The organism is Bacillus cereus group sp. BfR-BA-01355 (assembly GCF_022663675.1).
In the GTDB taxonomy this organism is placed as follows: domain Bacteria; phylum Bacillota; class Bacilli; order Bacillales; family Bacillaceae_G; genus Bacillus_A; species Bacillus_A thuringiensis_S.
The window spans coordinates 35106-60712 of the sequence record NZ_JAKUFY010000006.1; the positions used below are offsets into that span (position 1 = coordinate 35106).

The following is a 25607-nucleotide window of genomic DNA, read 5'->3' on the forward strand; positions in this document are numbered from 1 at the left end:
AATAGTTTATTCTTGTGATTTTCTATGCCATTAATTAAAAATATAGGAAATACGAGATCAGGTAATTGGTCTTGGGTAATATTAATGGGGGAAATTTTAGTTTTGAGCCAACGCTTTTTTAAAAATTTCACGTACTATTAAAGTAGTACTGTAACCTCTGAAGGGGGCGGAAACTAAATTTAAGAGTAATTCGTAATAGTTGTAATTTTTTTGTTTTGTATATCTTACAGGTGAAATATCTATCCTAGTATTTGTAAGGTTAACTCTCAGTATATTCAAATTTTGTTTATAGCTCCTAAAATTCAAAATTTTTCTAGTACAATGTAGACAATTTTATGGTTATAAGTACTTTTGTATATGTGTTACAGACTTCTTTGGTTTTATATAATAAAGAAGTAAGTTGTGTGAGGAATAAAATTTATTTGTAAGTGGGAGCTTGTACTTAATATCAACAGCAGTATTGTGTCTAAAATTCGGGTACTAATTTAGTATTGTAGCAGAATTAGTATTTTGAGATGGAAGATTTCAAATGTAGAATAATTCATCATATTAAGATTTTTTATGTGATCTGTAATCAATTAACTTATTTTAATTAAGAGTTTACTTTTTGAAAAATATAGCATTGATAGTTGACTCATGATCATTACTTAAATAGAAAGAAAAAAATACTTAAATTTATATTTATATATAAGGAAATAAGATATAATATTATAAGATTTGAACATTGTTATAAGTAAACCGCTTAATGAGTTAATATATAAGAGGTGATGTTTTGCAGTATTTTAGTGAAGAGGTAATAAATATAGTTTTGCCCATGTTAATACTTATTTGGACGTTAGTAATTAAAATAATTGTTAATCATAATAATTCTGTTGATGGAATAATAGAAGAAGTATTAAGGTTACCGGGTGATATTTCAATCTTAGCGACTACATTTGCAACAACGGGTATTTTAATTTTATTAAAAAAGAATGATAGTATAGGAGTAATAAATTTTGTAGCTTTAATTGTATTATCATTTATAGTTACATTAATTATTTTTGCCCTTTGTAAAAAAGAAATTGAATTAAATGATAAAGGGAAATCAAAAAATTGGAAAGAATGGCTATATGAGATCGGTATATTTATAGGAACGTATGTAATTTCTGGACTAATGCTATATGTATCTATATCCTTTATCTTATCGGAGGTGAATTAAATGTTAGCAATAAAAGATGTTAGTTATCTTTTAACATTCTTGGTTATGTTATTAATTTTGATGTCAGTGTTATTGATGGTTTTAAATTTGCGTAAGTCTACCAGGGATGCATATAGATACAATGAAGAACTAAGAAGAATTGAATTAGAGAGTACAAGGAAAGAGTTTGAAAGGAAGATTTATGAATTAAATAGTAGGTTAGCCCAAGATAATAATAGGTGGAATGAAACAAATCATTTGATTTATAATTCTCAAAAATATAATTTTAATCAGGAGAATAAAAATGATATTTTAAATGTAAATTCATTTCTAGAAAGTGCAGGATTAAAAGTTGGTGAGTTAAAAATAGAGAAGAACTTGGTATTTATGCTAACCCCTTTTCATGATATTGAATGGGATACTTTTGAAACAATTAAAGAAGTTTGTAGTAAATTAGAGTTTAAATGTGTAAGAGGTGATGAGAATAATATCTCAGGAGACATCTTACCTTCAATTATTAAGTGTATGTTACAGGCGCAATTTATAATAGTTAATATTAATGGTAGAAATCCTAATGTTTTTTATGAACTTGGAATCGCCCATGCACTAGGTAAGAAAACAATAATTGTATCTAAATTTGGTGAAGAATTACCTTTCGATATTCAGTCAAAAAATATAATTTTGTATAAGAATCTAGAAGAGCTAAGTGAGCGTATACACTTGGCAATTTTAAGAATTATAAAGGAATAATAAAAAAGAACTTGTTTGAAAATTTTCTGTACGTCATGTTTTTAGTGAAATTTAAATATTATCCTAATTATGTTTTTATAAATAATTAAAGATTCTTAAAAAACGTATTACTAATTAAAAGAAATAAAAAACTAAGTTTGAAATGTGTACAAGATAAAGTTCTATCATTTTCATTCCTCCAATATAAGTGTATTAGTATTATATTGAAAAGAAATACAGATGACAGGAGAAACTTCCTCGAAAAGTTATGATGTTGAACGAATTAACTGGATGTATGCCAAAGGCGATGAACAACCTACGGTGGAAGTTTAATACAAGTAAACGAACCACGCTCGTCACTGGCGTGGTTTTACTGTGTGTGATAGTAAATGTTGAGAAAATATATAAATTGTTAAGCTGATGTATCAGTGGAAATATAGTAAATAAATAGATTAATTGATATAATAAGTTAATTGAAGATAGATAGCGAGGAATAGATTTTGAGAAAATGGTTTTCAAAAACAACAAATTGGATGTTTTTTATCTCAATGTTGTGTATTGTAGGGGCGGTTGGTTCACCGCTTTTCGTCTATTTACGATATAGTGGCTATGGAGATTACACAGGAATAGACAATTTAGGTCCAATAGGAGATTTTGTAGGGGGCACAACAGTAACTTTTTTAACTGCCGCTAGTGTATTTTTATTAATTGGGACAAATATAATGCAACGTAAAGAATTACAAATGAGTAGGCAAAGTGTTGATGAAATGGTAAAACAAACAAAAGCTTCCGTAGAACAAATGAAAGCTTCAGTGCAACAAGCTGAGGAAGCAAAAAAAGAAACTCAAATAACAAACGAAACAATGAAAAGACAACAATTTGAAACAACATTTTTTAATATGATTAACCTACATCATAATATTTTAAAAGAGCTCAGATATAATAATGGTAAAGTAGGACGCGATGCAATATGGGAATTTTATGAAGAACTAAAAGGTATCTATATGAATCGTATATATCGGGAGCATCAGCTTTCCATATTAAAAGAAGGGGATATTGAAAAGCTAAATGAATTAACAATCCGGTTTTTAATTGCTCAAAGACTAAGTGAATATGAAAAAAACATTATAGAAGTACATTGTAATCCACGTTGGGTACATGGTTACTACACTGAATTTGATACTGAAAAATTTGGCGAACTTCAAGCAGTGCTTAATGCTGGAAAAGATGAAACATGGAATACAATTAAAGCTAATACTATGAAGGATTTTGAAAAAAATATTAAAAATAATCGTGAGAAATGTATAAATGTATTAGATAATTTTGACCTAGAATGGTATGGTGAACAAGAAAGAGAGATTCAAATAAAACATGAATTTATAACAAAATTTGAAAATGAATATTATGTTGAAACATTAACAGCATTAAAATGCCGTGCGTATGAAAAGTTATATAAAGAACATGAAAATATAATTGGTCATTATTATCGCAACTTATATAGGATTGTAAAGTTAATACAAAACACTACTTTTGATAGTGAATCGCAAGAGCGAGATAATGAAGAAAAGCGTCAGTATCGAGGGATACTTAGAGCTCAGCTTTCTTCATTTGAGCTATTGATGTTATTTTATAATATTTCATATTCTGAAAAAGGGAAAAAATTCAAAGAGTTGGTTGCAGGGATTAACTTTTTTGATGACCATCTAATTGAAGAAGATTTTATTTGGAAAAATGATGTTACAGAATTAGCTAATTTAAATAAGTATAAATATGAGGCGGAAACTAATTCATTTTATGACTGAAAGACATTGGACGATGATTCAATGTCTTTTTTATATGTAATAAAAAGATGTTCGGAATATAAATAAACAACCAAGCTCGGTGAACTGGTGGGTGTGGCGATTAGTCAAGAAATTCGAAACGATAACCAGAAGAATGTGTGTTTCCGTTGTTTACAAGATTGTAAACAGTTTGCTGTGCGATGATGTTTGCCAGCTCTTGCAACAGATTCAAATAAGTTAGCTCTTAGGAACAAAAACAAGGAACACACTGAAGAAGCTTTTGGATGCTATCAAATTTTCAGTGAGGAATAACCCTTAAACAAGTCATCGTTTTATTTATTATCCCTCTTATCTCATAAATGTTAATATATAAGAAAAGATGAAAAAATTGTCATGAGAGGGATGATATTATGGAGCAAGCAAATAGTATAGCAGAATTTAATAAGATTATTGAACGTTATAAAAAGGGAGATAATTTATCTTTCCGAGGACAAGGTACTAAATACCCAAGCATTATTTCTAGTATTGCTAGAGATAGAGGGTACTTAGAAAATGAACCTGACATGTATGCTGAAGCAATACGTATGAAGCAAAATGAGTTTGATTCATTAACAAGCCCAATCCAACGTTTGGCAAAATTACAACATTATAACGTACCAACAAGATTAATTGATATAACTTCTGACGCTCGTATTGCATTATTTTTTGCTATACAAGATGTAGAAAATAGAGAAGATGCTTACGTTTATGTCTATTCACAAGAAAATCATAAATTAAACAGTAAGAACGTTCGTGTATTATCACTTTTAGCGACTTTAAAAGAATATGATTTGGAAACCATTCGTCACCAATATCAGGCTCAGTTTAATGAAGAAATTCTCGATGAAGAAATATTATCAATAGTACAAAATAATGTTTTTGTTGAGTTTGCTGAAGAATTAAAAGACTTAAATCTTCGTTTATATCAACAAAAAGGCTCTTTTGTAATTTGTGGGAATGTAGTTCTTGATGGGGAAATTCAACGTGAGCTGAAAACTTTAGACAGTGTGGAACCAGTAATTATCATTAAAATTCCTTTTGAATATAAAGAAATGATTAAGAGGGAGTTAGATGAAAAGTATGCAATAAATGAAACGTTTATTTATCCAGAATTGCCATCGGTTGGAAGCTATGTTCGAGAAAAATACAAATATAGCAATTTTTCTAGTGATAATATGTATAGCTTAATGGAAGAAGCGGATGTTTCACATGCTGGAGCAAAACGAATATCTTTAGTTATTCTATTAAACGAAGCATTTGGTATAGAAAAGATTAAAAAAGCTGCTAAAGAATTGATGAGGAAATATCAGAAAACCAATGATGTTGTTTGGGTTTATATAGCTAAAAATGATAATGATTACATCATGAGAAATTGGATTTTAAGAGGGCAATGGATTAATCATAAATTACCAGAAAGATATAAACCAATGGCAATTAGCGAAATAAATGATGAAGGATATTCTTGGGTAAACGAGGCCGCTTACAGTGTCCAAGGAGATTTTTATAACGAGCATATCTTTGAGGATGATAAAGTCCTATTTGCAAAGTATCAAAGTTCTTACAAAGATGTATTACCAATTTATAATCAATTACATAATTTATTTGAAAATAGTCAATTTGATTTATTTAAAGAAGAACTAAATAAACAAGCTGAAAAAATAAGAAAAGTTTTCATGAATATTACTGATTTTGGTCGTTCAACGAATAAAGAGTTTGGAGATTTCCTTTATCATTATCAAGAATTTATGGCGAGATTTGATGATGTTTTGCTTACGAACGGGATGGAGCATTTAAATGAGAATGCTTGGAAATATCAAATCACAAGCTGTTTTCAAGATGCAAATAAGGCAATGCAATTGATTGATTCAGAAATTGAAATGTGGAAAAAGAACATAAATCTTACAGACAAAGAGCTTCAAGAAATTAGCTCTACTGTAGAAAAATAAAGATGGAGTAGCTTAATTGCTACTTCATTTTTGTTTGTATAAAAGTTTAATATATTATGAGAAATTCTCATTATAATGTAGAAAATTACCGAAGCTGACGAGGAAGGTTAAGAACATATCATTCTATTAAAAACAAATTCAAATGCAATGTAGGTCAAACTAACAACGATAAATTTTTTTGAAAAAGCGTGTTTTTTAGTTTACTCCCACATTCAGTATGTACATATATTATGTAGACGGAAATTAGACGGAAATTAGATGTTTTACGTTTTCACAATAAATATCGAATGAGGTCGTATAAATGGACAATTTAACAAAAGCATTAAATGAGTTGGGAACTTCAAAAAAGCTGAACTCAAAGTTAAAAAAGCTGTTGTTCAGTATTCTCAAAATCAACAAAATTCCCAATCTGAAACATTATCATTATTAAACGAATGGGGCAAAAAACCAGTTACGTTTGGCTGTGTTAAGCACCATTGGAAAAAACAAAATTAAAGCCATTTTATGGCTTAATATATATTCAAGAATTTCGATACTATATTTCCATTTGGTTCGATTGAAGCGTAGTTTTAATTTTTCCTACGTGGCCTGATTTATTTCAGGTCACAACCTCCAAACATTCAGCAGTCACTTGTTAAGGTGGCTGTTTTTAAATTTGTATGAAATAAAATGGAGCTCAGATTTAATGAGTTCGAATTAAATAAAAATGAGCAAGGTCAACTTAAAGTTTCAGGCTATGTAAACAAAACAAATCAATGGAGTCAAACGCTAGGTAAGCAGAAAAAATTCGTTGAACGTATTTTAACTGGCACATTTCGTAAAGCAATTCAAAACGGAAATGAAATTGATTTCTTAGCTGAACATGAAAATGCAAAAAGCTTATCATCTACACGAAATGGTTCTTTAAATTTACGTGAAGATGAACACGCTCTTTACATGGAAGCTACAATCAGTGATACAGCTGGGGTCCTGATTACCACACATTAATTACAGACGGAATCATTCAAAATATGTCATTTGGTATGCAAGTATTAAAAGATTCATGGAAAAACTTGCTGATGGCACATATGAACGTTCAATGAGTGACCTGTATTTAGCTGAAGTTTCAGCTGTACGAAATCCTGCTTACGTTCAATCAACAATTCAAGCTCGTTCAATTGAAGTTGTTGAAGATGTAGAAATCCCAAAAGAAAATAATATGGAGGAAAACAAATGACTGTACAAGAAAAACGTGAAATGACGTTAGAGGAACAAATTGAAGCGAAAAAGAAATTCATTGAAGTTCATCAAAATTTGGTGGATTGGGGCGACGCTTCAATGAAAAAAGAAGTAGATAAATTAACAAAAAAGCTTAGAAGTTTAGAAGCGCAATTGCCTGTTAATCAAAAATCTGAAGAAGAAAAGTGAGCTATACAAATTGGTCGTAAACCTGGTTCTGACATGCGTAAAATCAATATTGTTAAAGCAAATGTCAAAAAAATGAATGGTAATCATTCTGTCGTTGCTCGAACAAAGTTTATTGTAAAAAAAGAAACAGAGCTTGATGTGTTTTCAACAGATGGTGAATTTCTAAAAGAAGATATGTTTGTTGATGAATTGCCTAATCTTCCACTGAAAGAAATTGGTGGGGAAAAGAATACTATCTAAGGCAAACGTGCTGGCTACGCAATTGGAGTTTAAACGATAATGATGTAGACATCGAAGAAAGCATTAATAATAAGCTAATTGGTTATCTTGAAGACGGATTAAACTTTTCAATGTTCAATGAAACTGGTAGTATGGAAAACTTAAATGTTGATTCGTCTATGTTGAGTATTATTTCTACCGTTGAAGCTGATAAAATTTCGTTAATTGATGTATTAACATTAATCGGCAATTTAAATCAAGAATATCGTCAAGATGCTTTATTTATTATGCACACACAATTATTCAATAAGATTTTAACGAATGTAGAATTTAAAGACCACTTACACTTAGCTGTCGATGAGTTCAGCGGTAAAAAATTATACCATCTAGGAGAATATCCTGTTTTAGTAAATGATAATGCTGATAAAAAACGTATCATTTTTGCAAACTTATATGATGGTTATACAACTTTGGTTTCTGAGGATTCATTCAATAAAAGAATTGTAAATGATGATACAAAATCAGCACGTAAAGCTTCTGAGAAACACATCATGGACATTTACGCTGGTGGAAAAGTAATCAACAAAGATTGTTTCGCTCAACTTGATGTGAAAACAGCTTAATGAGGAGCTACTGTTGTAGCTTCTTTTATTAATATTTAAGTTGATTGATTTAATTCACATGTTTCAAAAATAATATTTTATAATTAAGTAAAATATTATTTAGAAAGTTGGAATTGAAAATGTTTCGATTTGGCTGGGAAGGTTTTATATGTAGTATGTTTGAAAGTAGGCTTGATAAAGTTTGTGATTTACATGAAATAACGGAAAGTACAATTTTTAATGAAAAGAAAAGTTTTGAGGAATTTTTAGAAAAAGAAGCCAGTGAACTCGATGAAGAAAGTAAACAAGATTTTTATGAACATTATCAAGATGAATATTTTAAATTTAGAGATGATTTTCCGAATATTTCAAGGTCATCGTTATTTATGAATTGCTTTTTTTCTCTTGAAAACTTTTTATATGAATTATGCTGTCACTTTGATAGTAATTCAGAAAGAAAACTTAAAGATGCTAAAGATAGAGGGTTAAGAAAATATAAAAATTATCTCAAGCAGTTTGTGAGTGATAAAAGTTTTTTTGCTACACCGCTTTGGGAAAGTATTATGTTTTATCAGGAGTTGAGAAATGCTTTAGCACATGCAGATGGGAATTTGGATATGTCATCGAATGAATCGTTAATTAACAAATTAGAAAAAGAAAAGAATATTACACTTACTAAACAGGGCGAAATTCGATTGAATGAGGATTTTATAAATGAAGTATCGGATAAGTTAAAAGCATTTTCTAATGGCTTGTATAAACAATTGGAACCTTCGATTAGAAAGAAATAATACAAATAAAATTCGTATTTTACCAGATTGCGCTCATTATCAATTAAGACGATGAGCGCTATTTTTTATTTTAGCTTATTATTCCTTTATCTACTTATTATATTGTCTGAACCGAAAAATCTACTTTTGGCATGTTTTTCTTGAAAGTGTTATCAGCCATGTGTGCGTAATGAAGTACCATTCTTAAATCAACGTGTCCAAGAATTTTTCGTAAAGATTCAATATCACCTGTAGAAAGATAATGGGTAGCAGCTGAATGACGTATTAAATGCAAATAAAAACGCTTTGTAATTCCAGCTTCTACTGCGTATTTTCGCATGTCACGAAGCACATTATTTTTGCTTAACATACGACCACTCAGTGACAAGAAAATTAAATCATCGACTTCACCTTCAAACGCTTCATTTTCTTCTAGTAATTGCATGAGTAGGCGATAGGTCTTATTAGATAACTGAACTACACTAGCTTTTCGGCTTTTAGCATTGTTGGAACGTATAATAGTAGTTTTATTTTCATGGTCGATGTCTAACGGGCTTAACAACAAAGCTTCGGTTATACGAAACATTCCGTCAATGAGAAGGTGCAATAATACATAATCTCGAAAATGTTTGTAACTTTTATTAGAATATGATTTTGCTACTTTTAATAAACGATTCAATTCTTCTTTTGTGAGGATTTTAATCTACTTACTATCTTTACGGAACCCCTCAAACTTAATAAATGGGTCTTGTTTTATTAACTCTTCTTTTAGACACCAATTTATAAACGTTTTTAGCCGTTTTATCCTTGCAGCAATTGTTTCATCTGAAAGACCAACAGTTTGAGATGTTTTGGGCATATAAGCATGTCCATCATAGCGTACGTATTCATTTTTTAGCCAACCAATCCAATCAGAAATAAAGTTTGTTGTAATACCTGACCGATAAAATGCTTTCGTACTTTTTTCGTTATGAAAGGCTTTAATACTGTTGAACATAAGAACGAATTGATTTAGAGATTTTGGTCGTAGGTTTTGTTTAACTTTGACCTCGAGAAACCTTTCGAATAATCGTTCAACTGCATTTTCTTTTGTAATTCTTTCAGCTTTTTTCTTATGTGGTTATCGTTTTTGCACGTTTTCTTTTTCGTTAAAGTATTCTAAAGACAATAAAAAACACTCCTTATATTCTGAATTACAGATTAAACGGAGTGTTGTGTTTCAATCAACATTTGAGTGGAACCTAATGGTAATTTTTTATGTTTGACAGTATACATATATCAATGTTTTTCAAGGTCATAATTGATAATCCTTCTATAAACCCTGTCAAGGTGGAGGTCTTTTAGATAATTTAGTCTTCTCTTTGTATTATAAACTCCCAAAACTTTTTTAATTCCTCACGTTTTTGAGGAGTCGCATTTTTTATATCTTTAAACCATTGATAAAGTTCAGGATCTTGCAAGTCTGTAACTTGTCTTATTTTAGTTGTACCGAGGAGGTAATCAATTGATACTTCAAAGAAAGTGGCTAATTTTATCAATGTATTATAATCAGGTTCTCGATTTCCTTGTTCATACATTGCATATGTAGTTCGAGCAATCCCTAGTTGTTTTGCCATGTCTTCTTGACGCAGTTTGCGTTCTTTTCGAAGAGTGTGTAGTCTAGTGCCAAACATATGCTACCTCCTTTTAGGTATTTTCTATATCAATTATAACGTCACAATATGTAACATTTAATAAAGTACACGAAATGTGTAAAAAATATTGAATTTATACTTGAATTTATGTAATATAATTGTTGGTTACACATTTTGTGACAATGGAAGAGGGGGAATAATGAGGTTTTGGTTATTGGAAAAACGTAAACATAAAAAGAAAACACAAGATTATATTGCATATGAGGCAAGAATATCTAGGAGTATGTATGCAATGATTGAAAGTGGTGAAAGAAATCCAAGTGTTCCTGTTGCAAAGAATATAGCTAAGGTACTAAATTTTGATTGGACTCTTTTTTTTGAAGAGTAATGTCACGTTTTGTGTAATTCAAAACGTGATAAGTTATGTTTCTATATTTTTTTCCTAAAACGAAATAAATTATTAGTTATTTTCAAGAAAATATTAGATAAGGGAAGTGTTTAATGTGAATATGAAAAGATTTGAAATGCGTGAAAAACGCTTAGCAGAACTACTAGGTGCAAAAGTATTATGGGAATTTATAAGTGCTGTCACAGAGGAAATTGAAAAACAAGAATTAGAGTCTACACCAGGTTTATTAGAAGATCTATTTGTACATGTGAAAGAAACCATTCAAATTCAAAATATGAACAAGAGCATAACAAAAGCCCCTGTAAAAACAGAGGCTGATGGTATAAATAAAGATACATTATTTATGGAAGCATATGTAGAATTAATCAATCATAAGTTTATTATTTCTGAATTAGCTGTAGAGCTTTCATCTGTTCTAAAAGAATTAAATTGTTTTGTTCAATCATCTTTGCCACAGCTTCAAAATAAGCTTGACTCTCAAGAACCTCAACCTGCTTCTCTTTAAGGAATTTTATTTCTTTATGCTCAAATATGTTATTTCCGGATTGTCGGATTAATTTATTATCTATGCACAACGTATTGTAGAATATGTTTTATTTTAAATTATATATGTGTGATATAATATATAAATCATTTTTGGGGAGGAATTATTTATGAAGTGCAATAAATATAATTGGGTACATTTAAAGAGGGAAAGCGTATCAATGACCCTATAAACTACGTCTACCCTTATTATTGGAGGGTAAAGTGTGAATTCATCTCATTCACATTCAATATTACGCCATAATCAAATTTTATTATGGCTCTGTGTTCTTTCTTTTTTCAGTGTTTTAAACGAAATGGTTTTGAATGTTTCATTACCTGATATCGCTAGTGATTTTAATAAGGAGCCAGCAAGTATAAACTGGATAAACACAGCGTTCATATTAACTTTTTCTATAGGAACAGCTGTATATGGAAAGTTATCGGATCAGTTAGGCATTAAAAAGCTACTCCTATTTGGAATTATAGTAAATTGCTTCGGATCAGTTATCGGGTTTGTTGGACATTCGTTCTTTTCTGTACTTATTTTGGCTCGGTTTATTCAGGGAGCTGGCGCAGCTGCATTTCCAGCACTTGTAATGGTTGTTGTTGCGCGCTATATTCCAAAAGAAAATAGCGGTAAAGCATTTGGTCTTATTGGGTCCATTGTAGCAATGGGAGAAGGTGTCGGACCATCTGTAGGTGGAGTAATTGCCGAATATGCTCATTGGTCTTATATACTGCTTTTGCCTGTTGTAACGGTTATCACTGTTCCTTTCCTTGCAAAATTATTGAAACAGGAAGATGTAATAAAAGGAAGTATTGATGTTAAAGGAATAATATTTATGTCCGTGGGTATTGTATTTTTTATAATGTTTACGACATCTTATAGAATTTCCTTTCTAATCGTTAGCATTATATGTTTCTTGATATTTGTTAAACATATTAGGAAAGTGTCTAATCCCTTTGTTAATCCTTCGCTAGGAAAAAATATATTATTTATGATTGGAATCATTTGTGGAGGACTTATATTGGGAACCGTAGCAGGATTTATTTCTATGGTTCCTTATATGATGAGAGATGTCTACCAATTAAGTACCGACACAATTGGAAGTGGGATTATTTTTCCTGGAGCAATGAGTGTTATTGTTTTCGGTTATATTGGGGGAATACTTGTTGATAAGAAAGGTTCTCTATTTGTATTAACAACTGGAGTTGCATTTCTTTCTATAAGCTTTTTAGTAGCAGCCCTTTTTATAAAAACAACACCTTGGCTCATAACAATTATAGTAATTTTTGTTTTTGGTGGGCTTTCTTTTACGAAAACAGTTATCTCTACTATTGTTTCAAGTAGTTTGGAACAAAAGGAAGCTGGTGCTGGGATGAGTTTGCTTAATTTCACAAGCTTTCTATCAGAAGGAACAGGTATTGCAATTGTAGGTGGATTATTATCAATACATTTGCTAAATCGAAAATTACTACCTATAAATGCTGATCCGTCCACTCATTTGTATAGTAATTTGCTATTAATTTTTGCAGGAATCACAATTACTAGCTGGTTAGTTACAATGAAAATGTATAAACGCTCAAGAAGAAATATATAAAAGAGCCAAAGAATTCATTTTTAAACGAATTTATTATTATATTTTTGGATAGTGAATATCTTACATCAAAAATTAAATGATTTTAAGTATAACCTCGTCCTAATTATAGAACGGGGTTATACTTGTTTGAACTTTTAAAATTTAATAATCTTATTGTCCCTTTACAAAACATATACAGAATAAACATTAATGAATTTATGGAAGTGGTAAAGGAAGAGTATAAGTTACATAGCGATAAATAGGAAACAGGAGCCAATAAAAACAACCTCGGTAAGGTAAGTGATGGAGTGTGGTATGATCTTTGTAAATCAGATATGGCTCATCTAACCGATGCTGTCTCGTGGTGGAATAGTATTGGTAGGCATTATGGAGCAAAGTCTAAGGAAGTTAGAAAATGGATGCTAGATTCTGTTAATTATGAATTGGATCATTTTAGTTTAAATAGATCAGCAGGCGCTAAATTAGGTGAGAGATATTTGCCACCAACTAAAAAATAATTGGAGGTAAAGGGAATTGGAACTAGAACTAGATGACAAAGTATACAATCAAATTGTACAACTATGTGAAGAGGGAGATATTCTATTTGAAGTAGAACAATTTGATCAAGCACTGGAGAAATATTTAGTGGCTTTAGATATGGTGCCAGCACCAAAGACGGATTGGGAAGCAAGTACTTGGTTATATACAGTAATAGGCGACACTTATCTTATTAAAGATGACTATGAAATGGCAAAAAGTAATTTTTATAATGCATTAAACTGTCCAGATGGTATTTCGAATCCATTGATTTTATTGAGACTTGGAGAGAGCTTGTTCGAATGTGGAGAACTTGAAAAAGCTAAGGAATGTTTATTAAAAGCATACATGCTAGAAGGTTACAAGATATTTTTTGAAGAAGATGATAAATATTTTGACTTGATTAAAGACATTATTTAAGGAGGAGCAATATGGCTATATTACAATCACCTTTAAAAGAGAAATTTGAAAGTCTCGTTAATCAGAGTAATGATGAATTTGATAAAGGTAATCATAATGAGTCTATTACATTATTAGAAGAGGCTTGGAGTGTATTGCCTAATCCGAAAGGTATTTATAATGAAAGTTATGATTTAGTGAATGATATTATTGATACTTGTTTTATTGTAAAGGATTTTAAGACAGCAAAAAAATGGTCAGATAAAATGTTTTTAACCGGATTTATGCGTATTGATACAGGGGAAAAAGAATTTATTTCAGGAAAAGTTGCGTATGAATTGGGTGATTTAGAAATTGCAAAAGAGTTTTTCAACTTTGCTAACAAAAAATCAGAAGGAAGATGTTTTGAAGATGAGGATGTTAAGTATCTTAAATTCTTCAAAAGTTAAGAGTGTAGGCTAGGTGGTAGATAGCTAAACATTTTATGTATGAAGAAGATGAAGAATAAATAATGGCAGAATAATTGAAATATAGACGTGAACCTTGGTTCACGTCTTTTTTGCGTTTTTTTTCAGTTTCTCCGCTACAAAATCGACGTAGGGTCAGATTTAATAGTGTGAGAGATGAGAGTAGTAGCTGGCCATCTTTCTACCGGCACTTCTTCTAAGATATACGAATGAGAAGTTTTGAAGCTTTTTTAAAATTAACGTTACGAAGCAATTCAGGGGTCGGATTTATACATAGGAAAAAGAATCCAATAACAATTGGAGGTAGTTACTATTGAAAAATCAATATCGTTAACTGTAAGTGACAGCGCTTCGCTGATACGCAAGAATGTGTCTATAAGAGATTCATAATAACGTAATCTTGAAAATCGCTATAGCCTCGTTTATTTTAAGCATCAAGTAAACGTCGTGATTCATCAACTGTAAGTAGAGCAATCTCCTCTTGTGGTTCGTTTACGTTTTTTATTTGCTTCATAGGATTACGCTCAATCAATTCTTCATCAACTAAAAAGCGGAACATCACTCGTAATGTCTTCAGCCGTGTATTAATCGTTGAAGGAGAGAGACCAACTGTTTTACAATCATCAGGTTTGTAATTATGGTCTTCAAACTGTGTTTTCTCGTTCTTCATAAATACTATGTAATAGAAAAAACGCCTCCTATTTCGTTTTTGAAAATGAAATGGGAGGCGTATAACTAACCGTTGCAGCCGACCGTCACCCTGCGTCAAGTCAATGTTAAGTCAACAGAAAATAAAAACCGCATCAAACATTAGTTTGACACGGTTTCTACAACTATGACCCCGGAGAGGCTCTCCTAGTTAAATTATGGGATGAACGTTGATTTAAATGCATTTTTACTGATTTATATAAACAAAATTCTACTGAAATGGTAATGATTATTGTAAGTACTGTGACCATTTGTGGCCACAAAATTATGTTCTTAGCTGTCTGTATAACGGTAAGGAGAATGAGGAGACTCATTCCTTTTTTGATCTAGAGGGGGGATTTTCACAATCGGAGGAGGACTTGTGAAGAGAATAGGTATAGGTTGGTTCAGACACATGGTATGGAAATGTTGAGTGTCCGAGAAAGAAATATGAGAGTGTGGAAGCTGAAAAAGAAACTTGATGATAAAGAGAATGAATTAACAAACATAAAGAGAAAGGTTAAAGAAGGCATGGATACTGAGCGAAAGAAACTTGACAATAGAAGGACAGGGTTCTAAGAGGTTTTAAACCTTGTTGATAATAAGAATCAATTAACATCAGAAGTTGAAAAGCTAGGAATAGATGTTGGGGCTAAGAAAGTCGAGATTAATATGATTTACATGCCAATAAAAAACAATTAAACTGTATAAATGAATTAATTAATAAATAACAGACACAAAAAGGAGAATTATCGTGAAAACAAAAAAATGGACAATTTGGGGAATTATCTTTTACATTCATTCAGCAGTATTACTTTTCTTAGGATTCGATAGACTCGGAGGATATCAAAATTCTGAAACATATACCGATTCAAATAAATATGCCTACGTAGGCGGAGATGCGTATAATTATATTATCAATACAAATGTACTTACAGGTTTCTTTGTACTTAGTGCGTCATTCTTTGTAGCAGGTACGATGTTAATAGCAACTGGTTCAATTCTAAGAGTTATCAAGGAAAAGTAAGTGAAGAACAAATACTTGAACCGTCAATAACACTATATAATTAAAAATGAACTTCCTTAGGGAGGTCTTTTTTTATCTTTACTTTTGTTTCTACGAAGCAGGACATGACTTACGGGATAGTGCAGATTCAACTCTCTGCTCATTATAAGGAGAAGAATGGAGTCTCTAGAATTGTTTGCTAAAGGGGCTAAGCTAAGAGTGTTTTTAATAGAATCAATATTTCATTAGCACTTGATATACAATTTAAATGTAACGTTTTTTGTAACCTGATTTTAATAAAATAAAATGTACCTGTTATTTGTTTGTGTATCGTTACATCATACTTGTTAGATTGGGATTTGAAAGTATCAGCAAAATATTATAAAAATAGATCAAACCCTTGGTATCATTGGGTTTGTAGCTTATTAATAATATTATGATAGTATATGAATTGAGACAAGTCTCGCTCTTCTATTTAAACCTTAAAGACTTATTTGATTCTAAATATAATCAAGAACAGGAGAATGATGATGAATCTAAATAGTAGGGTTAATTCAGCCTTAAAAGAAAAAGAAATAAGTAAACATTCATGGGCTTTAAAATCAAATAATATTACTATGAAAAAAATGGATAAATCCTCTTTTATTAATAATGAAACAGGTATTCCTATTGATATAAGGTCTTTTTTTGAGATAGATGTAATGAAGGAAAATAGCAACTTTCAAATAATTCTAGAGTTTATGAATCAAGACTATCTTGCTACGATTAGAAAAGGGTTGGGAGAAAAAGCTAGGACAAAATTATTATGGTCTAGTAAACTAACCGAGTATGTTCAAATGAAGTATCCTAATATATATGAAGAATTTAGAAAGGATAATAAAGTTGATGATAACGTACCGTATATGATTTTTAAAAAGGTAGATAAGAAATACTATAAGGTTTCTTTTTCTACAAGTTTGGAAGAATATGAAGGAATGGGTTCTGTTCAAGTTGCTTCAACTTCAAAGTTAGAATCAGTTAAAAGAAATCGAGAGTATAGTTTTTATGGACAGGAAATAAGAGATTCTGTTGTATATGAGTACTTATTCAATGCGAAAAGTCACCGATGGATTGATGAAAATATCCTTGGTTTAGATTCGAAGGAGAGCAAAGGTTATCAAGCTATGGGTATTCTACATGATATTGGGATAAAGAATGACCATAAAGGAATCTTTGAAGGAATAAATATTTCTGATGCTCTGTCTCTGTTACAAAAAGAAATGGAAGATTTTAATCCTATTAAGAATGTTCTAATACGATTGAGTGAAGAAGCTAAAACAATAACTCTTGATACACATGTGGATGAAGAAGATGATTTTCCTGAAGGGAAAGAAAAATTTAGATTACACAGATATAGAGAACGTAATAATAAATTAGTTAAACAAGCTAAGGAACGCTTTATCCAAGTACACGGGAGGCTTTATTGTGAGGCTTGCGGAATGGACTTTGAACAAGTTTATGGTGATAGAGGAAAGAATTTCATAGAGGCACATCATAGAAAACCAATATCTGAAATGAAAAATGATGAAACGACTAAAATTGAAGATTTAGCAATGCTTTGCCCTAATTGTCATAGTATGATTCATCGTAAGCCACTGGTTACTGTTGAAGAGCTGAGAGTTTTAATTCAATCGAAAGGGAAATTTATATAAATAGATTAAAAAATTTAACAATATAACACATAATGGTATGAATAAGTCCTTAATATGATGTTTTATCGTAAAGGAATAGGTGGAAGTTATGCTGCACGTGAAGTTTGATTTTTAAAAAGGTGTGATATTACACCTATATATTATGATGAGAGATGTCTACCAATTAAGTACTGCCACAATTGGAAGTGAGATTATTTTTCCTGGAGCCATGAGTGTTATTGTTTTAGGTTATATTGGGGGAGTGCTTGTTGATAAGAAAGGTTCTCTATTTGTATTAACAACTGGAGTTGCATTTCTTTCTATAAGCTTCTTAGTAGCCGCCCTTTATATAGAAACAACGCCTTGGCTCATAACAATTATAGTAATGTTTGTTTTTGGCGGGCTTTCTTTTACAAAAACAGTTATCTCTACCATTGTTTCAAGTAGTTTGGAACAAAAGGAAGCTGGTGCTGGAATGAGTCTGCTTAATTTTACAAGCTTTCTATCAGAAGGAATAGGTATTTGAATATTTTGATTTACGTCAAATAAATTATGATCCAGCACTCGCTGAAAAACTTGTTGAAAAGTGGGAAATGCTTGGGATTCAATGTGTGGAAGTTCCACAGTATCCAACACATATGAATGAGCCTTTTGATGATTTTGAAATACTATTACTTTAGGAGCGGATCATAACGGACAATCCTTTACTTATTTTTTGTGCAAGCAATGCAAAAGTAATAACTAATATTAATAATTTAAAAACACCATCTAAGCGTAAATCAACGGAGCATATTGATGGTTTCGTGGCTATGTTAATTGGTCATAAAGAAACATTAAATATGATGGAGGATGCTATTCCAAAAGATGATTATGATGATTATTTAGATGAAATTTATAGGTAAAACACGAATGGTATTTTTTGACCAGTTCTATTTTAAAATTAAGCGATGTTAAAGAGTAGTGTTGATTTTTTTATTAAACTGTTATCTAAGTTAAGGATAAACATAGTGTATATTGAGCTTTCAGTTCTTAAACATAGCATTCAAAATATATTTGTAATATGAAGTTTTTACTAATATCTTTTTGAATGGAATGGCACATAAGGAGGAGCTTAAATGGCTAACTTGCATGGCACTTCTAATGATCCAAATGTTGCGGCGGTTTTTGGAGATAGTACTGGTGGACCGGCAGTTTGGGGCAAACAATACAGTTAATCATCCAAATGCTTCTGGTGTGTACGGAACTAGTCAATACGGAGTTGGTGTCTGGGGAAAAGGTGGAAGATTAGCAGGTCTGTTTGAAGGTGATGTTGAGATTATCAAGGGTAGGGTCTGGGCAAACAATACAGTTAATCATCCAAATGCTTCTGCTGTGCTGGGAACTAGTCAATACGGAGTTGGTGTCTGGGGAAAAGGCGGAAGATTAGCAGGTCTGTTTGAAGGTAATGTTGACGTTACAGGTGGAGTGAAAACCCGGAGAATTCTAGTTGACAGTCAAGGCGGCCAAGGCATTCCATGTGTGGAAATCTGGCAGGATGGATTAGGAGATATTTTTGCAGCTCTTAACCAAAATCGTAAGGTATTTAGTATTTCAAATAATGGTTCATTTTCTACTACCTCTGGTGGCGATATAAGAGGTGACCTCTTTGTAGGGGGGTACCTTACAGTGAAGGGTGACATCTATGGAAAGGGGGTTAAGCTTACCAGCGACAAGAACACTAAGGAAAATTTCTCTGATGTTAACGCTCTCCAGATTCTTGATAAATTGGCAAGCATGCCAATCCATTCTTGGAACTACAAAGATGACACGGCCAGTGAGCGTCACATTGGCCCGACTGCTCAGGATTTCCATGACACCTTCGGGCTCAGTGGAGCTGATAATAAACATATTTCAAGTATAGACATACAGGGGGTAGCTTTGGTAGCTATTCAAGGGTTAAACGAGAAAAATGAAAGACTCATAGCAGAAAATGCTCAGTTACATGCAAATTTAGCTAATCTCGAGGCACGCCTTTCAGTTCTTGAGTCTAAGGGCTAAGTCGAAGGGATTAATTATAAGGACCAAAAATGGTCCTTTTTTTGATGGAATGTTAACATTGTTATTTAACAGAGATTATTCGAAAAAAATCCTGAAATTTTCAACAAACTGTATATGTGAAAATGGAAATTCTAGAGTTGTAACAGAAAAAACTCTAATCGTTATAATAGCGTGTATTTTTAAGTCCTTCTTAAGTGCTGGGCACCTAAATCAGGAGAAGAACGTTTTTATGTAAATTTATATATTCGTCAAAATAAGAAACCCAACTTAGATAAGATGGGTTTTTTTATTATGATACAATACCTACCTGATGCCAAAAGCTCTTTTGGGTTCTAGGAATATCTGTTAGCACCATCCGCAGTAATAGCAACAATCTAAAGGACTACTTCCACCTTTTGCGCATTCTTTCATACAAGGATCATTTGAAGGGGAATGGGTACTATGCGAATCCACGTACATCGTTTCAGGATAGGAATAGGGAGAATAAGATGGCTGTGGATTATAAGGTACAGCTTGGTTCATGCCATAAGTTGTATATGCCGTAGGTCTTGTACATTGTAGATACCAAGGTCTTGTTTTATACTGCCAACATATAGGCCGACATTCATATTCGAAACCTGGAGCTCCAGGTGTGCAATCCGCCATACATTGGGCATAGGTATAAGGGACTTTATAACAATACTGACGGTACAAAGACAATCACTCCTTATCTTAATCTTGTTTTCCACAATATTATATTTAGCTGTATACTTTTTGGGAAATTGTCCATGCATAATTGTCTAACATGCATAGCAAAGGTTAAATTTAAAATATGAACAAAGCTACTTTAACGGATCCGGAAACGTTCGTTAATTGAAAGGCGGTGGGAAATTGGGTTTAAGGGACAGATTTTCAAATTTTTTATTTAAACAAGCTGAAAAGCGAGGTTTGTTCGAAGATATTTTTAATAATACTGTTCGATATGGTGGTAGATATGCAGGCGATGATAATATCTTGGAATCTAGTGATGTTTATGAATTACTACAAGATATAAGTAATCAAATGATGTTGGCTGAGATTGTTGTGGAAGATAAAGACGGTAAGGAAATTAAAAATGATTCAGTTCTCAAGGTATTAAAGAATCCAAACAATTATCTTAAACAGTCTGAATTCATTAAGTTAATGACTAATACCTATTTACTTCAAGGTGAAGTCTTTCCAGGATTGTTGGCTAGATCTTGTCATATTTGAATTACGCGCGTTGCTAATAAACCTAAAACGGTTCCTAATCCTAGTAAAGAAGCCCAAATCCATCCTCATTTATTGTTTTCATTCGCTAAAATCTACAAAGATGTCAGAGTGTTGGGAAACCCCAAAAGGGTTTTCCGACACTCTGAGAAAAGGACGCTTGTGAGAACGTCCTTTTTTATTCCTTTAGAAGGTAGGTTACCTTGTTTAAAATAGCTTCAATTTGCTGTGCATTTTTACTATACATTTCACTTGCCGTTTTTGATTTCGTTTCCAAAGAAAATAGCTCAAGATCAGCATGGCATTTTTTTAAAGATGCTAATAATAAAGGTTTGTTTTGAGGAGAAGGCATTTGGAGTTTATCATTATAAATGTCGATAGTAAGTTGTCCGTATGAATCAACTTGACCAAGAAAGACATTTTCAATGACAACACCGAGTTTTTCTAGTTCAGAATGTAACCAAGCGCGGTTATGCCCACTAGCTGAAAGAGGTTCATCTAGTACATTTCCATCCATAATAACAGTTTGTGGTTCCTTTTTATTTGGTATTTTCAAGCCAATACCTTTTGCTGTAAGTGGTTGAGATTCTTTCTTTAATAATACATTTAATTCTCCGCTTGGTTCTAAGACGGCAAATTCTACTTCGGATATACTAAAGGCCCCACTTCCTCTGAGAAGTTCAAGTAATTCATCACTGGTATACTTTTCTTTCTTTAAATTATCCTCAAGTATTTTGCCATCCTTTATTAAAACTGTGGACTTGCCTTCAAAGAAATCTCTTGCGGCTTTGTTTTTTAAGGAAAGAATTCCTACAAAAAAAGGTATCGAAGCGAAAATAAGTATGGCAAAGACACCATGGAAAAACTTTTGGTCTAGCCCTGTAGATACTTGAGAGGCGATACCACCGATTGTCATTCCAGCTACGTACTCAAAAAAGGAAAGTTGAGAGATTTGCCTTTTTCCTAAACATTTTGTGATAGTAAATAAAATAATTAATATGAATAAAGAGCGTAGAATGACAAGCATCCATTCGGGTTGGTGAGACATAGTAATTTCCTCCAGTCTACTTAAAACCATTTATATTAAGGTTCTTCACGTTCTAATACGGAAACTCTATCCTTTAAATCAGCTGTGACGCTGTCCATTTCTAACATACATGACAAACTCGTTTTACTTCTTCATCTTTTGAATTCAATGAAAGGGAACTTAAACTTGCTTGAGCACCTCTTAAACTAGTGAGGCATGTTTTTGCATTTTTACTGGTGCCGTTGGAGGTATATTGTTATCACTAATTTAAATAAGTCATTTATGTAGTAATTGCTACCATAATTTTGGTAGTTTTTTTGCTGCTTTATTAAAGAGGATTGTAACCACCAATCAAAAATGTTTTTTATCCTTATTAACCTAATTAGCTAGAAGAAAATAGAAAATAAGATTACTTAAACATACAAGCACCACTTACAATGGTGTTTGTATGTTTGAGTAATTATTTATTGAGGTAGCATGTAACCAATTAATGCTCTATTAAGTTGGATAAAGGAATTTCTTGTTCATTATTTGGTTCATTAAGAGGATAAATTCTAGCTGTTTCATTATTTTCAGTCACATTTTGAATATAAATTGGAACTCCATTATACGTTACGTTAGCCATGACTGGCGAAGCGGCAATCTCTTGTGCTCTTTGTTTGTTCATTATAATGACCTCCTTTTGATTTGTAACAGTTATAATATTTACTTCAAACTACTTAAGTATTCTTATTACTCAATAATAAGTAAACAGGGAGCTAGTTTTAATTACGGTTATTTGACTAATGAAGACAACGGTTAGATTTTGATTCCCTAGTTGGTTACGGGATTAGTTTATGTAGAAAGTAAACTTTTTGTTTTAAAATCAGGATGCTTAGCATGAGTATTTTGAAAAGGCAAGTGGCCTGGTTACAGTGACAATTATTAGGAAATAAGAAGTAACTGTATAAATTTGTGAAATGTACCCATAAACAGAAAACACCTCTTGTACCATATCTAATAAAATAGGGTATAAGAGGTATTTTTTCTTGTTTTATTCTATTGGATTACTCTATATTGTTCTACTTCAATTAGGTTCTCCTAAATGTAAGAATCCGCTCTAAGCCAATGATAATCTTTACATTAACCTGTTATTGATTATTCTTTTCTTGAATTTCTTCAGAAGGCTCTTCAGTTGGATCTGGCTCATTCTCATCAACGCCATTGCAACCGCACAAGAAACCTACAGATAAAATAGTAGACATGATAGCAAGTAAATATTTTCTTTTCTTCAATTGATTATTGCTCCTTTCAGAGAAATATTTATGCTATTATTTTCTACTTAAAGAAAAAGAATATGCTAACATTTTTTGACACTTTTTCCTTTATATCGAATCAGAATCAAATTCAATTATTAAGGGATTTCCTAGATATTTGTGAGTTTACGGCAAAATGTATTTCAAAGAAGAGTAACTTTAGTAAAAAATGTGCAAAATTATGTGCTGTGATTTATCAAAGATATCGTCAGGAATGTTTCAAATCCCCAAAAATTAATTTTCTATATACATTTATAATCCAGGTAACAAAAGAATTAAATAAATATGTAGTATTGCCAATAGCTATACTGGTTAAGATTCCTATGAAGGCACTTCCTATGATATCAAATGGATAATGATGCCCTAGCCAGATACGTGAAAAACCTGTCAAAATTGCTAAGAACCACATGATTGAGCCAAATAAACGTTCACGAAGTAAGACGGAGGTCGATAAGGCAAATGCTAAGACTGTATGTTTACTAGGAAATGAGGAATTATTCTTTGATGGGATAAGTAAACGCACACGATGTATAACAAATGGACGAGGTTTAAAATAAAAGAGCTGGATAAAGCGGTTTATAAATAATGCGAATCCTACTGATACCCCTGCAAATAAAATAATTTTTTTGTAGGAATTGTTTCTAAACCACATTAAGGCTAATAAGAAAATGTACAGCAATCGAGTCTTTTGTGAAATGAATATCATAAATGTATCCAATGTTGAGTTACGACCAGCTAGACGATTGATAGCCCTAAACATCTTATAATTCATGCAGATGCTCTCCTTTATTTTTGAATTGTTATATACATACCATTCCCTCACGAAAGAGAAATATGTAGTGTGCATGCCCTTTCTTATTATTCTACTCCATTTAAATAGGTAAATAATATATAGTTACCAATTGAACATGTTTAACTTGATAATGCTCCTCTTACTGGTTATGTACATTTTTAGTTTAGTCACAAAAATTTATAGAAAGCGCACGCCCCTATATTCTCTTGGCATTATTAACTTGACATTGATATAGAGCTACACCTTTTAGAGCATTTGACGAAGATTGTAAATATGTCTATTTTCAATGTGAATATTTACTAGACAAAAACACTTTTCCCATTAAAAGAGCTGTTCTTAAGTGTAAAATAAGGCAAACAGTGCCAAGTACTTTGTATACGAAACTGTATTTTTTCAAATACTTTAAGCAGAAAGCCTTTCAATAGGAGTGAAAAAAGTGATAAGAGACAAAAGTAAAATGATTCATCTGTTTTTATTATTAATTGTTACTGCAGTTTTTATATGGTCTGTTATTAAGCCTGCAAGATACTCGTCATGGGCAGCGGAAGCTATTCCTGCCGTTCTCGGTCTAATCATTATAATTGCAATATACAATAAGTTTCGCTTTACTACTCTCTCTTATATCATTATTGCAATACTAGCCATCATAATGTTCATCGGCGGTCATTACACATACTCAAAGGTTCCTCTTTTTAATTGGATAAAAGATGTCTTTGATTTAAATCGAAATCACTATGATCGATTTGGACATTTGATGAAAGGCTTGTTTACAATTGTGATAAGAGAAATATTATTACGGAAAACGCAACTCACCGAAGGTCCTTGGTTAGTTACGATTTGTATAAGTGTTTCGCTTGCTATTGCTGCACTATACGAAATCATCGAATGGTTAGCTTTTAAAATAGCAAAGGGAGGAACAACAGCAAAAGACTTTTTAGGTATGCAAGGCGATATATGGGATGCACAATGGGATATGTCACTTGCCTTAGTAGGATCGATTCTTGCGTTACTCACCCTTTCGGCATTACATAACCGACAATTGAAAAAGAATTGATAAATTTCCAATCTAATAATACATAACTTTTCAGTTCCTTTTTGATTTTTTTATAAAATTATTTTTTGTATTTCAGTAAAAACCACTTGAGTAATATTAGGAAGTTCTGTTTTAAAAATCAAGAACTATTAGTATAAGTTGGCATCATAAATCCCTATAAAATAGCGCATCATAAAATATGTGAAATTGAAACGAGTGTTTCTTTTTACGATTTTTTTCAGGGGGGACAAAAATGAATATCCTTAATTTTTTGATGTCATCATTCAATTCAAAAAAAATAACTCAACAAATGTTTGAGTTATTCGGAAATAAAAAGAAGAACAATAAAGGATGGATTTGGGTTTCTTTACTAGGGTTAGGAACCGTTTTAGGTGTATTAGCAACACGTAATTCAAGCATGATGAAACCTATAAAACATACGTTTCAAGGTTTTCAAAATAAAACAAGATCATTTATTCCATCCAAAGTAAATTTAGCAAATATGGAATTTGCTGATGAAATTACGCCTAACAACCAAGAGAGACATGGTAACCAAACAAATAATCACCACCATTACAAGACAAAAATCCCATCAAAACAACATTAAATAG

Annotated in this window: 28 protein-coding genes and 5 pseudogenes; 24 read left to right on the forward strand and 9 right to left on the reverse strand. The window is 31.7% G+C overall.

Annotated features, from left to right (window positions below):
* Positions 1-772 precede the first annotated feature (772 nt).
* From MR167_RS03480 to MR167_RS03520, 10 genes and pseudogenes are all read left to right on the forward strand, one after another.
* Positions 773-1198: a hypothetical protein gene (locus MR167_RS03480; RefSeq protein WP_242313912.1), complete on the forward strand. Its 426-nt coding sequence runs from the start codon at positions 773-775 to the stop codon at positions 1196-1198.
* Positions 1199-1927: a hypothetical protein gene (locus tag MR167_RS03485; RefSeq protein ID WP_242313913.1), complete on the forward strand. Its 729-nt coding sequence runs from the start codon at positions 1199-1201 to the stop codon at positions 1925-1927.
* Positions 1928-2406: 479 nt separating this feature from the next.
* On the forward strand, positions 2407-3708 hold the full coding sequence (locus tag MR167_RS03490) for a putative phage abortive infection protein (protein ID WP_242313915.1): 1302 nt from the start codon (positions 2407-2409) through the stop codon (positions 3706-3708).
* Positions 3709-4097: 389 nt separating this feature from the next.
* Positions 4098-5672 (forward strand): FRG domain-containing protein, encoded by a 1575-nt coding sequence (locus tag MR167_RS03495; protein WP_242313917.1) that lies wholly within the window; start codon positions 4098-4100, stop codon positions 5670-5672.
* A 669-nt stretch (positions 5673-6341) separates the two neighbouring features.
* Positions 6342-6659 carry an HK97 family phage prohead protease gene (locus MR167_RS32925; RefSeq protein WP_255786650.1) on the forward strand — a complete coding sequence of 106 codons (318 nt, stop codon included), beginning with the start codon at positions 6342-6344 and terminating at the stop codon, positions 6657-6659.
* A gap of 55 nt (positions 6660-6714) precedes the next feature.
* Positions 6715-6888, forward strand: coding sequence for an HK97 family phage prohead protease (locus tag MR167_RS32930; protein WP_255786651.1), 174 nt, complete (start codon positions 6715-6717; stop codon positions 6886-6888).
* Entirely contained in the window at positions 6885-7079 is a 195-nt protein-coding gene (locus MR167_RS03505) for a hypothetical protein (protein WP_242313919.1), read from the forward strand. Before MR167_RS32930 ends, MR167_RS03505 begins: the two co-directional genes overlap by 4 nt.
* 33 nt (positions 7080-7112) lie before the next feature.
* Positions 7113-7319, forward strand: coding sequence for a hypothetical protein (locus MR167_RS03510; RefSeq protein ID WP_242313921.1), 207 nt, complete (start codon positions 7113-7115; stop codon positions 7317-7319).
* A gap of 35 nt (positions 7320-7354) precedes the next feature.
* Positions 7355-7921: pseudogene (locus MR167_RS03515) on the forward strand (phage major capsid protein); the annotation flags it as partial.
* Positions 7922-8040: 119 nt separating this feature from the next.
* Positions 8041-8691 carry a hypothetical protein gene (locus MR167_RS03520; RefSeq protein WP_242313923.1) on the forward strand — a complete coding sequence of 217 codons (651 nt, stop codon included), beginning with the start codon at positions 8041-8043 and terminating at the stop codon, positions 8689-8691.
* Positions 8692-8788: 97 nt separating this feature from the next.
* Here the strand turns inward: MR167_RS03520 and MR167_RS03525 are convergent, their stop codons facing one another.
* The 3 genes from MR167_RS03525 to MR167_RS03535 form a co-directional block, all read right to left on the reverse strand.
* The gene (locus MR167_RS03525; protein WP_242313924.1) at positions 8789-9349 is read right to left on the reverse strand and encodes a tyrosine-type recombinase/integrase; all 561 of its coding nucleotides are present in this window, start codon (positions 9347-9349) and stop codon (positions 8789-8791) included.
* 24 nt (positions 9350-9373) lie between these two features.
* A complete protein-coding gene (locus MR167_RS03530; RefSeq protein ID WP_242313972.1) occupies positions 9374-9766 on the reverse strand; it encodes a phage integrase SAM-like domain-containing protein in 393 nt (130 codons plus the stop codon).
* Between the two features lie 253 nt (positions 9767-10019).
* Complete coding sequence (locus MR167_RS03535; RefSeq protein WP_242313926.1) at positions 10020-10343, reverse strand: helix-turn-helix domain-containing protein; 324 nt, start codon at positions 10341-10343, stop codon at positions 10020-10022.
* 160 nt (positions 10344-10503) lie between these two features.
* On the opposite strand from MR167_RS03535, the gene MR167_RS03540 reads away from it, so the two are divergent.
* The 6 genes from MR167_RS03540 (at position 10504) to MR167_RS03565 (ending at position 14203) form a co-directional block, all read left to right on the forward strand.
* The gene (locus tag MR167_RS03540) at positions 10504-10692 is read left to right on the forward strand and encodes a helix-turn-helix transcriptional regulator (RefSeq protein ID WP_242313928.1); all 189 of its coding nucleotides are present in this window, start codon (positions 10504-10506) and stop codon (positions 10690-10692) included.
* A 115-nt stretch (positions 10693-10807) separates the two neighbouring features.
* Positions 10808-11218, forward strand: coding sequence for a hypothetical protein (locus MR167_RS03545; protein WP_242313929.1), 411 nt, complete (start codon positions 10808-10810; stop codon positions 11216-11218).
* A gap of 148 nt (positions 11219-11366) precedes the next feature.
* A complete protein-coding gene (locus tag MR167_RS33600; RefSeq protein ID WP_106081929.1) occupies positions 11367-11429 on the forward strand; it encodes a tetracycline resistance efflux system leader peptide in 63 nt (20 codons plus the stop codon).
* Between the two features lie 33 nt (positions 11430-11462).
* A complete protein-coding gene (gene tet, locus MR167_RS03550; RefSeq protein ID WP_242313931.1) occupies positions 11463-12839 on the forward strand; it encodes a Tet(L)/Tet(K)/Tet(45) family tetracycline efflux MFS transporter in 1377 nt (458 codons plus the stop codon).
* Between the two features lie 513 nt (positions 12840-13352).
* Positions 13353-13775, forward strand: a complete 423-nt coding sequence (locus MR167_RS03560) for a tetratricopeptide repeat protein (RefSeq protein WP_000418194.1) — start codon at positions 13353-13355, stop codon at positions 13773-13775.
* Between the two features lie 11 nt (positions 13776-13786).
* Positions 13787-14203, forward strand: a complete 417-nt coding sequence (locus tag MR167_RS03565; RefSeq protein WP_000996351.1) for a hypothetical protein — start codon at positions 13787-13789, stop codon at positions 14201-14203.
* 445 nt (positions 14204-14648) lie between these two features.
* Here MR167_RS03565 and MR167_RS03570 read toward each other — a convergent pair whose 3' ends face one another.
* Positions 14649-14891 (reverse strand): hypothetical protein, encoded by a 243-nt coding sequence (locus tag MR167_RS03570; protein ID WP_242313933.1) that lies wholly within the window; start codon positions 14889-14891, stop codon positions 14649-14651.
* 771 nt (positions 14892-15662) lie between these two features.
* Between MR167_RS03570 and MR167_RS03575 the strand changes: the two genes are divergently transcribed.
* The 5 genes and pseudogenes from MR167_RS03575 to MR167_RS03595 form a co-directional block, all read left to right on the forward strand.
* Positions 15663-15935 carry a hypothetical protein gene (locus MR167_RS03575; RefSeq protein WP_193533330.1) on the forward strand — a complete coding sequence of 91 codons (273 nt, stop codon included), beginning with the start codon at positions 15663-15665 and terminating at the stop codon, positions 15933-15935.
* A gap of 509 nt (positions 15936-16444) precedes the next feature.
* Positions 16445-17605 carry an HNH endonuclease gene (locus MR167_RS03580; protein ID WP_242313935.1) on the forward strand — a complete coding sequence of 387 codons (1161 nt, stop codon included), beginning with the start codon at positions 16445-16447 and terminating at the stop codon, positions 17603-17605.
* 142 nt (positions 17606-17747) lie between these two features.
* Positions 17748-18107, forward strand: a pseudogene (locus tag MR167_RS03585) (MFS transporter); the annotation flags it as partial.
* Between the two features lie 656 nt (positions 18108-18763).
* Positions 18764-19621 (forward strand): tail fiber domain-containing protein, encoded by an 858-nt coding sequence (locus MR167_RS03590; RefSeq protein WP_002083428.1) that lies wholly within the window; start codon positions 18764-18766, stop codon positions 19619-19621.
* Between the two features lie 870 nt (positions 19622-20491).
* Positions 20492-20848, forward strand: a pseudogene (locus tag MR167_RS03595) (phage portal protein); the annotation flags it as partial.
* A gap of 178 nt (positions 20849-21026) precedes the next feature.
* Here the strand turns inward: MR167_RS03595 and MR167_RS03600 are convergent.
* The 4 genes and pseudogenes from MR167_RS03600 to MR167_RS03615 all read right to left on the reverse strand — a co-directional run bounded on the left by MR167_RS03600 (position 21027) and on the right by MR167_RS03615 (position 23149).
* Complete coding sequence (locus MR167_RS03600) at positions 21027-21896, reverse strand: DUF421 domain-containing protein (protein ID WP_242313974.1); 870 nt, start codon at positions 21894-21896, stop codon at positions 21027-21029.
* A gap of 35 nt (positions 21897-21931) precedes the next feature.
* Positions 21932-22104, reverse strand: a pseudogene (locus tag MR167_RS03605) (DUF1657 domain-containing protein); the annotation flags it as partial.
* A gap of 258 nt (positions 22105-22362) precedes the next feature.
* Positions 22363-22542, reverse strand: coding sequence for a small acid-soluble spore protein H (locus tag MR167_RS03610; RefSeq protein ID WP_001041682.1), 180 nt, complete (start codon positions 22540-22542; stop codon positions 22363-22365).
* Between the two features lie 463 nt (positions 22543-23005).
* A complete protein-coding gene (locus MR167_RS03615; protein ID WP_000746491.1) occupies positions 23006-23149 on the reverse strand; it encodes a hypothetical protein in 144 nt (47 codons plus the stop codon).
* A gap of 62 nt (positions 23150-23211) precedes the next feature.
* On the opposite strand from MR167_RS03615, the pseudogene MR167_RS33605 reads away from it, so the two are divergent.
* Positions 23212-23334, forward strand: a pseudogene (locus MR167_RS33605) (hypothetical protein); the annotation flags it as partial.
* A gap of 44 nt (positions 23335-23378) precedes the next feature.
* Here MR167_RS33605 and MR167_RS03620 read toward each other — a convergent pair.
* On the reverse strand, positions 23379-23942 hold the full coding sequence (locus MR167_RS03620; RefSeq protein WP_242313937.1) for an undecaprenyl-diphosphatase: 564 nt from the start codon (positions 23940-23942) through the stop codon (positions 23379-23381).
* A gap of 457 nt (positions 23943-24399) precedes the next feature.
* Between MR167_RS03620 and MR167_RS03625 the strand changes: the two genes are divergently transcribed.
* Together MR167_RS03625 and MR167_RS03630 are read left to right on the forward strand one after the other, a co-directional pair.
* Positions 24400-25017, forward strand: coding sequence for a DUF2238 domain-containing protein (locus MR167_RS03625; protein WP_242313939.1), 618 nt, complete (start codon positions 24400-24402; stop codon positions 25015-25017).
* Between the two features lie 232 nt (positions 25018-25249).
* Positions 25250-25603 (forward strand): hypothetical protein, encoded by a 354-nt coding sequence (locus tag MR167_RS03630; RefSeq protein WP_001023788.1) that lies wholly within the window; start codon positions 25250-25252, stop codon positions 25601-25603.
* The last annotated feature ends 4 nt before the right edge of the window (positions 25604-25607 follow it).